Annotated in this window: 8 protein-coding genes and 2 pseudogenes; 1 reads left to right on the top strand and 9 read right to left on the bottom strand. The window is 34.3% G+C overall.

Translation table 11 applies throughout. The features are described from left to right. Nucleotides 1–164: 164 nt before the first annotated feature. From HMPREF9071_RS06750 to HMPREF9071_RS06795, 9 genes and pseudogenes are all read right to left on the bottom strand, one after another. Entirely contained in the window at nt 165–662 is a 498-nt protein-coding gene (locus tag HMPREF9071_RS06750; RefSeq protein WP_009745857.1) for a hypothetical protein, read from the bottom strand. After that, entirely contained in the window at nt 643–1818 is a 1176-nt protein-coding gene (locus HMPREF9071_RS06755) for a hypothetical protein (RefSeq protein ID WP_009745858.1), read from the bottom strand. Before HMPREF9071_RS06755 ends, HMPREF9071_RS06750 begins: the two co-directional genes overlap by 20 nt. Before the next feature lie 5 nt (nt 1819–1823). Then, nucleotides 1824–2783 carry a DUF4280 domain-containing protein gene (locus HMPREF9071_RS06760; RefSeq protein WP_253908265.1) on the bottom strand — a complete coding sequence of 320 codons (960 nt, stop codon included), beginning with the start codon at nt 2781–2783 and terminating at the stop codon, nt 1824–1826. 159 nt (nt 2784–2942) lie between these two features. Beyond that, nucleotides 2943–3335 (bottom strand): hypothetical protein, encoded by a 393-nt coding sequence (locus HMPREF9071_RS06765; RefSeq protein WP_009745860.1) that lies wholly within the window; start codon nt 3333–3335, stop codon nt 2943–2945. Next, the gene (locus tag HMPREF9071_RS06770; protein ID WP_009745861.1) at nt 3332–4105 is read right to left on the bottom strand and encodes a hypothetical protein; all 774 of its coding nucleotides are present in this window, start codon (nt 4103–4105) and stop codon (nt 3332–3334) included. The genes HMPREF9071_RS06765 and HMPREF9071_RS06770 overlap by 4 nt, the downstream gene beginning before the upstream one ends. 2 nt (nt 4106–4107) lie before the next feature. Next, nucleotides 4108–4758 (bottom strand): annotated as a pseudogene (locus HMPREF9071_RS12670) (DUF4280 domain-containing protein); the annotation flags it as partial. Between the two features lie 83 nt (nt 4759–4841). After that, entirely contained in the window at nt 4842–7340 is a 2499-nt protein-coding gene (locus HMPREF9071_RS06780; RefSeq protein ID WP_009745863.1) for an AAA family ATPase, read from the bottom strand. A 509-nt stretch (nt 7341–7849) separates the two neighbouring features. Further along, nucleotides 7850–9508 carry a DUF6402 family protein gene (locus tag HMPREF9071_RS12530; RefSeq protein ID WP_009745865.1) on the bottom strand — a complete coding sequence of 553 codons (1659 nt, stop codon included), beginning with the start codon at nt 9506–9508 and terminating at the stop codon, nt 7850–7852. A gap of 27 nt (nt 9509–9535) precedes the next feature. Next, nucleotides 9536–10600 carry a PKD domain-containing protein gene (locus HMPREF9071_RS06795; RefSeq protein WP_009745866.1) on the bottom strand — a complete coding sequence of 355 codons (1065 nt, stop codon included), beginning with the start codon at nt 10598–10600 and terminating at the stop codon, nt 9536–9538. Between the two features lie 611 nt (nt 10601–11211). Here HMPREF9071_RS06795 and HMPREF9071_RS12380 point away from each other — a divergent pair. Next, nucleotides 11212–11438 (top strand): annotated as a pseudogene (locus HMPREF9071_RS12380) (hypothetical protein); the annotation flags it as partial.

Genomic DNA, 11438 nt, shown 5'->3' on the forward strand with positions numbered 1-11438 from the left:
CTGTAAGAATGAGTGCTGATATGTAAATGAGTCTCTTATAGGTCATTGCGGTTTTTGTTCTTATTAAGTTCTTTCTAAGACCTTTACGCGGGGTAAAGATATAAAATATTTTTGAAAATAGAAAGGATATTTATTTTCATACGTTTATGTATTAAGAAGGTCTCTTAATCTCTAAAGGGTTTCTCTCCTCTTTTAAAATATATACTATGTCCTGAAGGTTTATCACCATCAAAAATAAAACTAAATACAGGTCTATATTCTGGAAATCCTAAGAGGTCAGTGCCTATTCGTCTCCATTCATTTTTAACAGAGGTTATTGTATGAGTTTTATTTTCTATATGAATAAAAATAGTATCATTTGGTGAAATATCATTATATTTAGAGATTATAGTTTCAAATTTATAACGAGATAATGGAATAGTATCTATTAATTTAAAACTAAAATCAATACTTTCTTTAACATCATTAGTTTTTTTTATATATAATTTAATCTCTTCTATTTCTTTTTTATTATAACCCACAAAATTAATGTGCCTTGATAATTCTGATAACCCTACATACAGTAACTTTCCAGTCGGATTATTACAAGATAGTAATAAATATAAAAAAGAAGTGGCAAATAATATTATTTTTGTTATTTTGTTAAAATATGATGTATCCATAATAATTAGTATTAAAAACAATTTTTCTAAAAATTAGATGATCTTTGTCATTAACACAAAAATCCTGACCCCAGCAGTAGTAAGAAAAAGTACGTTTATCTCCATTAATAACTAGATCTCCTTTATAAACAATCCAATGATAACCTATAAGACACCCAAAATAACTTACGCTATCTTTAAACATATCTACATCAATTAATAGAATTATTCGCTTTCCCTTTCTGTATTCTTTTTCTATTGTTTTAAGGTCTTCTGTATAATCAAACCCTGTAATAATAGAAGTTTTATCTTCTATTTTATTATTTGGAAAAAGATTTTTCAACCCTTCTTTCATATAGCTCACCCAATTAATACCATCCCAAGTCTCTCCTGACTTTCCTGTATAATTCTTATTATCACTGCTGCTTCTCATTCCTACAAGGCAAATCCAATCTGCTTGTGGCATAATGTCAGTTAGATCATCTTCATAATGAGGATAATCGGAGTTGCCAACAATTGGCTTCATAGAAAATATTTCAGGGTTAGGGTCTAAAGTAAAGTTATTCAATTTGCCTTTCCCTGTCCTAAAAAATTTCATCATTTCATCTTGGAAGAGTTGTTTGTATTTATTCTCGCTTACAAATAAATAAAGTAATGCCGCTGTACCACAAAGTGGTGTTACGTGTTGGTTTAATATGGAAGGGTCATTTGCTATGTTTTTTATCCTATTTTCTACTTTTACTCTATCAAACCATCTAAAGGCGTTGTGCATAAAAAATTCTTCACGTCCTTCTATAGTCTTTCCTTTATAATAAATATATGCTTTTACTATAATTAACCCTCCACAGTAGTCAGAAGGGAACTTAAAGAAAATTTCATCTCCTTGTGAGCTAATTTTTTTGATGAGACCTTGTTTAGTAGAAAGATAATTATTGCGATAATGAAATTCCCATTTTACTTCTGTAATATTAACATTATTGTATTCTGCTTTAATTTTGTAGATTTTACCTACTATAAAACCATATTTATCTTTTTGTAATGGAGATGTATTATCATAGAATCCCTCATCTAAATTATTTAGTATTTTGATATTTATTTTATCTTTGGGAGGAGCAGCTTTAAGGGTAGCGGTTACGGATTTTCCTGTTTCTCTTAGTGTGATTGTAATTGTTGCCATAAGAGTTATTTTTTAGTGTTTATAATAACTGTTAGGGGTATTTGTTCTTTGGTATCGTTTATAAAGACGTAATCTTTTAATGTATCATTTTCTAAGATGTTGCCTTTGTATTTGAAGTCAAGATCTTTATTATTGAGGTTAAAATCCATTGTTAGTCCTGATAGGTTTTCACCTTCAATTACTAAATAAACATCTTGTTCATCTTCTCCTAGATCTATTTTATTACCCTGTAAGTCTGTGAAATAGGCTTCTGTAATATCTGGTTTTGTAAGCATATCATTTACGAACTTACCGAAATCCATAAAAGGATTGATCATATCCATTTTAATAGGGTCGGCACTATGTAGATTACGGTTTGTTATCTCTGCCACCTGTCCATGGTTGATAATACTAATACAATCCTTGCCGCCTATGGGACAGGTGGCTTTGCTGTCCTCTAAGAGTGGATGCCCGTTGTTTTCCTCATAGGTAACATTCTCGTAGGCACCGCTCCACTGAGTTACCATTGCCTGACAGGGTTTATAGCCCCCACCTGGTAGTGGTTGCATCTGACACAGCCCAAAGGTGTTTTTCTCAAAAGTAGCTCCTACATCGGCAGTGGTGGCTACCAATTTCTCTTGGGGTTCTTCCTCATTGATAAATGCTTTGGTCTGCGTAAGTACCTTCAATTTATCGGGAGCATTGCCAAATTGACATTGGCAGGTTGCTCCCTGACATACTAAATTATCCAAGCTCTGCGGTTTATAAGGCGTACCTATCCAAGCATCAATATAAGCGTATAAGGGATAATTGCGTATGTCCTGTGGCATCGTCTTTAAGATGATGGAATACTTTTCTTTAAGCCGTATTTCCTCATCTGAAAGCTGCTCATCTTTGTAGTTGCTTTCTGTGTATTTGGCATCTATACTGTCCTTATGAACTTGCATGGCTTTGCGAAAGCTATCCATAGAATAATGATAGGGCACCTCACGGATATACTTACCTGTTGAGCAAGCGGCTGTAAAAGATGAGTGCTGATATGTAAATGAGTCTCTTATAGGTCATTATGGTTTTATTCTTATTACGTTCTTTCTAAGAACTTTACGCGGGCAAAGATATAAAATATTTTTGGAAATAGATGTTATTTACTTTTCTAAATTTAATTTAAGTATTTTTCCTGTATAAATATCTAACTTTCCCATTCCAAAACCATTTCTGCTAAAAAGTCCATTTACTCTATATTTCCAGTGTGTTGGATATTTTATTGTATCTATTTGATTTTGTAATTCTTTATCTAAAATATTAATATATATTTCTTTGTTAAAATAAAAGTACTCTTCTTTATTTTCAGAATAATAAACTTTTTCTATATTATATTGAGGACATTCTGAACAAGCATAACCAATATATCTTATATCCACAGAAATACTATCATAATTTTCTGAAAAAATCTGATTTTTTATACATCTATCTGCTAAGTGAGTTTTATCAGAGCAACTGATAAATAAATAAATAAATAATATATATATTGTTCTCATTTTAAATGTTTCTTAATTTCAGATCCTAAAATTCTTCCTTCTTTTCTATAAAGAAATAGTTCTTTCCCATTATGATATACTCTCCTTGTGCCGTGTCTATAATCATTTTTGATACCATTAGGATTGGCTTGAGTTATATGTCCTATTACAACAGCTCTTTCTTTCCCCGCATTATATAACCTTTTAGAGAATTCCGATGCAAAGTTAATTGGTATTTTTTTCTTTTCTAATTCTATTTTTTCTTTTAGTTTAGGTTCCGATGCTGTATTGCAACCATGAAATTCTATTTTTGCAGAATTTGTAAAAACATTGTAATTAATTTCACTAATGTCTGCACCATTCTTGTTCTCATCTGGATCTAATCCTATACCAATTAGACTTCCTAATCTATCCCAAAAGGTTATGCCTTGTTCTTGTTCTTCAGTATCATTTATATATAATTCCTGATAATTTTTACTATCATCAAATTTAAATAATAGCGACCTATCATTGCCGTGCGTAAAAAAATCGATAGATTGGATAGAATTATCCGAATATGAATTAATCTTATTTACAACAAATTGTCCTCCTCCTTCAATTTTTATCAAAATAATTTCCCCATCATTGCCATAGTCCTTTTTTACTACCTCAGCTGCAGCTTTAAATGTATTATTATCTTGACTTTTTCTTGCTCCTCCATATAGTAATAGCCTTTTATATGTTACGTTTATACTTTTAGTTTTCTCTTGTTCTATGCCTGGTATCTCTAATACAATATCTATTTTTTCCATAATTAATATTCTTTTTCTATAAACAGTTCTATCTCTTCGTGGTTTTTAGTGATCTCATAATTTTTTAGAGTATCTTTCTCTAATTTTTCTCCTTTATAAATGAAATCAATAAATTTATTATTCATATTAATGTTAATTCTATCATTAATTAAATCTTGTGTTTCTATATGTACAATTATTTTGTCTCCAATATAATTAGTAATGTCAGATTCTATTCTATTCCCTTCTACATCTGTAATATAATAATCAATTAACTTAGGAGTTTTAGACATTTCTTTCTGGTTTCTAAATGTAGCAAAATCCATAAAAGGATTGATCATATCCATTTTAATAGGATCAGCATTATGTAGATTGCGGTTTGTTATCTCAGCCACTTGTCCGTGGTTGATGATGCTGATACAGTCCTTGCCACCTATGGGACAGGTGGCTTTGCTGTCCTCTAAAAGGGGGTGTCCGTTGTTTTCCTCATAAGTAACGTTCTCATAAGCACCACTCCACTGAGTTACCATTGCCTGACAGGGTTTATACCCTCCACCTGGCAGTGGCTGCATCTGACATAGTCCAAAGGTATTTTTCTCAAAAGTAGCTCCTATATCGGCAGTTGTAGCGACCAATTTCTCTTGGGGTTCTTCCTCATTGATAAATGCCTTGGTCTGTGTAAGTACCTTTAACTTATCAGAAGCATTGCCAAATTGACACTGGCAGGTTGCTCCTTAGCATACTAAATGTTTTTGGCTCATAATACATTATCTTTTATGTTGTTATCTTCTTTTCTATTCCACACGATTTTCCCTTCCTGCCAATCGGCTATGATGCTGTCTCCTTCCTTAAACTCTCCTGCAATAATCTTTTTAGCTAAGGGACGGCGCAGTTTAGCGCGGATGACGCCCTTTAAAGGTCGCGCTCCATATTTGATATCATACCCCTCTTCTGAAAGCTGTTCTTTGGCGGTATTGGTGATTTCTAACTGTATGTTGATATTCTTTACCAAGTCCAACAGCTCTTTCTTTAAGTGTATCTCAAAGATTTTAAGCGCATTCCCCTTGCTGATAGGGGCAAAGGGTATCGTTTCGGTAAGTCGCCCTAAGAACTCAGGACGGAAATAACCACTCATTCGCTCTAAAAGCTCAGAAGAAGTAGGGATATTTCCCTTTTCAAAGGATTGTACGATAAACTCAGAGCCTATATTGGAAGTGAAGAGCACAATAGCGTTAGAAAAGTCTCCCTCTTTGCCCAGACGGTCGTGGAGTTTACCCTCATCCATTATCTGCAAGAAGACGTCAAATACCGAGCTATGTGCCTTTTCAATCTCATCAAAAAGCACAATAGCATAAGGCTTTTGACGTATTTTATTTACTAATAGTCCTCCCTCTTCATAACCTACATAGCCTGGTGGTGCCCCATAGAGCAAAGCAGCTGAGTGCTCTTCCTTAAACTCAGACATATCAAAGCGGATAATAGCATTCTCATCTTGAAATAAAAACTCAGCAAGCGATTTGGCAAGCTCTGTCTTTCCCGTACCTGTGGGACCTAAAAAGAAAAAAGAACCAATGGGCTGTCCTGCTTTATTTAAGCCTGAACGACTTTCCAAGATAGCCTCAGAGACAATTGCAATGGCGTGATCTTGCCCTACCACCCGTTGGGCTAATACGTTTTCCATATCATTGAGTCGCTGCTTTTCCTCTTCTTTGAGCTTGCCAATAGGAATGTTGGTCTTTTGAGAGATGATAAAAGCAAGGTCGTACTGAGTGATGTGGTTTCGCTTTTCTTTTGCTATGTCTTCAATACGATCAATAAGGCTGCGGCATAGGTCAAGAAGCTCATCAGTAGGGGTATTTTCAGTAAGAGTGGTATTATCTTGTGTTTCACTCTCTGAGCTGCTGAGATTTTGCAGTTTTTGGCATAGGTCTTTATAAAGCCACTGAGCCAGCAATTGGCGGTCTTTTTCGCTGAGGAGCTTTTTGTTTTCTCTTAGCTCCAATACTTTGCCTATAAAATAGTTGCGTTCTTTTAAGAATGACTCCCCTGCTGTTTTAAGCGATGCCATTGTCTGGTCTATCAGGTCAATTGCCGAAGCAGGCAAACTGCGCTCCTTCATAAAACGCTTGGAAAGGCGAATCGCCTCCTTGATAGTCAGGTCGTCAATGCTGATGTTATGGTGCTTTTGATAGTCGGCTAAGGCTTGTTTGAGCATCCTAAAATGGGTATCGTCATCGCTTTCTTCTAATCTTAAAAGTTCAAACATACCTGATAGTCCTTGTTCTTTTTCTATCTTTTTGGTGTATTCTTCAATGGTAGAGGTCGCAATAAGCCGTAAGCCTTTGGAGAGTTCGCTTTTGAGCAAGTTTGCAATAGAAGAGTCTGAGGCTTGTCCGCCCAAAATAGAGTGGATTTCTTCAATGATAAATACTGCTTTGGGAAGTGCTTTAAGCTCTTGAGCGATGTTCTTTAAGCGGTCTTCAATCTCGCCCTTATAAGAAGCTCCAGCCACGATAGCTCCCATATCCAACTCAAAGACTTCTAAACCCGCGAGCAGTTCTGGGATTTGCTGCCATACCACTTTCTGTACAAATCCCTCTAAAACAGCTGTTTTACCCACTCCTGAATCACCGATGACCAGCACATTAGGCTTGTTAAAACGGCAAAGTATTTCAATGATTTTGTTGATTTCAGTATCGCGCCCTACTAAAAGGTCTTTTTCTTTTTGAGGTTTTACCTGTGCGTTTTTGTGGATGCAGTATTTTTGTAAGAAGTTGTTTTTCTTTTTTGCTGAGGGTTCGTCAGGAGTGTTGTTAGAGAAGATGGTACCGCTTACGGTTTGGTCTTTCAGGAGTTCAGCGCGAGAGACAGGAAAGGTCTTCATCTGGTCAAAGCTAAAAGCTACCCCTGGACTGCTAATGGCTACCATCACTGCAAAGAGACTTATTTCTTCCTCTAAAAGACTTTCAGCGACTTCATTTGCCTCTGTGAAGATGGTATCAATCACCTCGTCAGGTTCGCAGCTATAAGTATGCGTGGATTTAGGAAGTTCTTCAAGACGCACTTCTGCCCATTCCTCTAAGTAAAACACGTCAATGCCCTTTGCCTCTAAACTTTTAAGCAAAGACAAATCGCGGTTGAGCATTGCTTTCAGCAAGTGAGCTCCTGAGTAATGAGCGTGGATATGCTCCTTGCCTATCTTTTGGGCTATTTGAAGGGCTTTTTGGACTTCCTGAGTGTAGGGCTTTTGTTGCATAGAATTCTAAAATCTTTTACTTTTTAATAACGAAAAATGTCAATGTGTTTAATAGTAGTACCCCGATAAAATCAGTGTAACTAAAAATCATTATCTGTTTGTGTGAATTATAAAATACATCTCCATCTCCCTCTTCATAGGTAGTTGTCAGCAATAAGTAATAGCATATAGTTATCAGTGTAATAAGATTGATTATCAGTAATATACCTATGGTATTACTTTTTGCTATATATTTTTGTAGTATTATAATTACATTCATTACCAAATAAGCTGCAATAGGTATAACAATCGTATTATGAAAGTCTGTACTATCAAAAACTGTTGGTTTTATATACATTATAACTACAAAACTCAAACTTACATAAGCAAATACACTTAATATTGCTAATAAATATTGAATAAATTTACTATCTTTATTAAAAAATCTACGATAGAATAGATAAAACAACTGTACTAATGGAATGAGTATGCTAATTCCAATGCTGAAAAATAGTATTCTATCCATTGTCTTAATTATTTAATAAAGTGAAATAGTTATATTTGGGGTATCTTAATATATTAAAAGAAAACTCATCATATATCTCTATAACATCATAATTGGAAATATTCATATAATCCCCACCTTTATTGTAATCTTTCTGATATTTATTATAAGAATTATTATTGATATAAAAAGATCCAAATGGATTTTTTTTTGAGATGGTATTATTATTGATGTCCCAAAAACCAAGTGGCTGACTAATTTTGGAATTATCATCTTGAAAATCAAAAGAGTCTATAAAGTAAACCGCTATTTGAGAATATTGTACTTTATATTTATCATATCCTAAATATGTAATTATCCCTTTTGGTGTAATTCTAAAAATAAAATTACCAACAGCTCCATATAAATCATCTAGATTATCAGATGTACTTCCCACAAAAGGAACTTCATTTATATAATATCTATCCAATAAAGTAGTTTTTATATTTTCATTATTCATCCTAAAAACAGAATTATCAAAATATCCAAATTCTTTCGAGCTATTTACTATTATGGGTAGATCTAAATCTCTCTTTTTAGTAATTGGGTCTATATAATTATACATTTCTCTTAATCTTTGACAAAATAACTGTTTTGATTTTTCTGTTTCCCATAATTTTCCTGTAATTTTTTTAAAAAAAGGATGAACTCTTGAGTATTTAAACACCCAATCTATTGTAAGAATATCTGTAACAGGATCGCTATAATTTGGTTTTCTAGCTAACTCTTTAGAAAACCATCTTTCTTGACACCTTGCAGCAACTTCCCAAGGTGGTGATTGAGCTCTCATTACTTGTGGAATATAATGAATAGCATGTACTACCAAATAGTCTTTTTCACTTGAAGGATAACTATATTTATTACCTTCTATTTCAATCTTACAATATAATTTTTGTATAGGATCATTTCCTTTGACAAAGATCTTTCCACTAATATCTATTTCTATTTTCATTAGCAAAGAAGATACATAACAATTTGTTTTTACCAATAAATCATCATCAATGATTGGATCTAATGATTTTAGTTCCATTTTAAACTGTTTATTAATAGCTTCATCTTTAAACTTTATAAAAAACAACATCTTATTTGTTTTTATAGGCATTAGATGTGTTTTTTCTCCTTTTTCATCAACCCAGTATGCATCTTCAATGAAAAAAGATGTTTTGTTTAACTTATCTTCTTCCTTATTTCTAAATGTAGCAAAATCCATAAAAGGATTAATCATATCCATTTTAATAGGGTCAGCACTATGTAGATTGCGGTTTGTTATCTCAGCCACTTGTCCGTGATTGATGATGCTGATGCAATCCTTATCACCTATGGGGCAGGTGGCTTTGCTGTCCTCTAAGAGTGGGTGTCCATTGTTTTCCTCATAGGTAATATTCTCATAAGCACCGCTCCATTGGGCTATCATTATCTGACAGGGTTTATAACCACCACCTGGTAGTGGTTGCATCTGACATAGCCCAAAAGTGTTTTTCTCAAAAGTAGCTCCTATATCCGCAGTTGTAGCTACCAATTTCTCTTGTGGCTCTTCCTCATTGATGAATGCCTTGGTCTGGGTTAAGACCTTTAACTTATCGGGAGCATTGCCAAATTGACATTGGCAGGTTGCCCCTTGACATACTAAATGTTTCTGTGCCATTTTGCTGTATTTTTAGTAGTTTGATTTTTATTCCTTTATCCATACGCCCCATTTTTTGACTTTATAGTAGATATGGATATTCTGAATGCAGTTTTTAGTATCTTTTTGTAGGCGCATTGTGGAGATTTTAATCTTTTTACCTGCAATATCCCTACAAAGCTGTTCAAAGGGTACGAGTTTTTGGTTGTTTACTACCACAGGAGTGCTAAAATTACCACAGAGATACTCTTTAAAATCGTCTTTGGTCTTGGATTGTGCGGCTACTTGACCCAGCAAGAGTTGGAACTGTTCTACTGAGATATCTGGTGCTTTTTTAGGGGAAGGAATACTGTCTTTCTCCTTTTGGGGTGCAGGGGTTACAGGTAGGTGTCCAATAAAATCTACCAAAGGGTCTTTTTGAACCTTGCCACGAGGCAACTCAAAGTCAGAATGAGGTTTTTCAAATTCGTAAGAGGATACATCGCTTTTCTTTTTAGCAGCAATATGTTTAGGGGCGATGTAGATAGTTTTCGTGGCGATATGCTCTATATCGCCATTGACGATTAAAGAAACCGTCTTTTTGCCAGTGGTTTTAAAGCTATAAGTAACTTTTTCACCAAGGGCATCAGTACCAGCACCCTCGCCAAAGTTCCACTCAAAAGAAATGCCACCTTCTTTGCGGGCGTTAAACTTGATGGTATCCCTCTCAAAGGCTACATTGGGGGCGATGATAACAGGCAGATAGCCTGAATCGGCATCAGGGTCTGTGATAGTTACTATTTTTTGAAAACTGCAAGTGTTATTGATGGTAAGGGTAACGATGTATTGTCCTGCCTTGTTGTAAGAGTGAAGTGCGTTTTGGTTGTAATCTACGGCAGAGCCATCCCCGAAATCCCACTTCCAAGAAGTAGCTCCTTTGGTATTATCGATGAACTCAATGAGATTTTTAGTGATGAAGTCGTCTGTGTGGATAATATATTTGGCTTCAGTGCAGTCTGTGCGGTGATTGAGTTGGTATATTAAGATTATGAGCCCGAGCAAAAGTATCCCGCCAAAGGTGAGAAAGACTGTGGTATCGAGTTTGGGTAGATATTTAAGCAAACTTTTCTTCATAAAGAATGAAAATTGATAAATTTGCGTGCAATATTACTAAAAATATTCTACATCACAAAATAAAAGACAAGATTTTTTCAAAATGTTTTGTTATCTACTGATAATCATATAGATATAAAATATTTAGACACTTTTGTCTTTTTATGTTTTGGTTCGTTTTACAATAAAACGACTAATACTTTACCAATTTAGTGTTAGTAAAAGTTTGTAAAGTGAGCTTATAACAAAATCTATCTCACGCCTAAGAAATGTACTATCTCAATGAGATATAGCAAATTATAAATAAGTAATCCCCTATAGCTACCCTATATACGGAGATAATGTATATAGGGCGTATATAGGAGTTATATAGGCAATATAGGGGCTGCTGTGTTGCCCCTACATCCTGAATTTCACCCCTGATTTTACTTCCTGCTTTTCAGGAGTGTTATGCTGCTCTTGAGACTCTTGTTCCCCCTGCTCTACAGACTCCCCTTCCTCAGCACCACTACTCTCAGGAGTAATGGACAAGAGTATCCTACGGTCAATTGCGGCAAGGTCAATTTTAAGCTGGAAAGCTGTTTAAACTTTTTTAGAGAAGTAAAAGTTCCCGAAAATTAGTAATTTTGTGTTTGAGAAAAAATACCAAAATTCAGGAACTTTGGGCAAAGATACAAATAAATAAATGGATTATTTCCTTTTTAAGTGTAGGAAAAAGAGGATTTAAAAGTAATTTTGATTTAGCTTCAATATTTTTATTGATTCTCAAGAGATTAAAAACAGGGGTACAATGGAGAGAACTTCCAATTGAAAGCTATTATGGAGAGAACTTCCAATTGAAAGCTATTTTGAAAAAGGT

It is taken from the genome of Capnocytophaga sp. oral taxon 338 str. F0234 (assembly GCF_000192225.1).
Classification (GTDB): Bacteria; Bacteroidota; Bacteroidia; order Flavobacteriales; family Flavobacteriaceae; genus Capnocytophaga.

What these genes read in the sequence shown, in the direction of transcription:
- HMPREF9071_RS06795 (WP_009745866.1), bottom strand. Translation starts at nt 10,600, where the DNA reads ATGAAGAAAAGTTTGCTTAAATATCTACCCAAACTCGATACCACAGTC.
- HMPREF9071_RS12530 (WP_009745865.1), bottom strand. Translation starts at nt 9,508, where the DNA reads ATGGCACAGAAACATTTAGTATGTCAAGGGGCAACCTGCCAATGTCAA.
- HMPREF9071_RS06770 (WP_009745861.1), bottom strand. Translation starts at nt 4,105, where the DNA reads ATGGAAAAAATAGATATTGTATTAGAGATACCAGGCATAGAACAAGAG.
- HMPREF9071_RS06780 (WP_009745863.1), bottom strand. Translation starts at nt 7,340, where the DNA reads ATGCAACAAAAGCCCTACACTCAGGAAGTCCAAAAAGCCCTTCAAATA.
- HMPREF9071_RS06755 (WP_009745858.1), bottom strand. Translation starts at nt 1,818, where the DNA reads ATGGCAACAATTACAATCACACTAAGAGAAACAGGAAAATCCGTAACC.
- HMPREF9071_RS06750 (WP_009745857.1), bottom strand. Translation starts at nt 662, where the DNA reads ATGGATACATCATATTTTAACAAAATAACAAAAATAATATTATTTGCC.
- HMPREF9071_RS06765 (WP_009745860.1), bottom strand. Translation starts at nt 3,335, where the DNA reads ATGAGAACAATATATATATTATTTATTTATTTATTTATCAGTTGCTCT.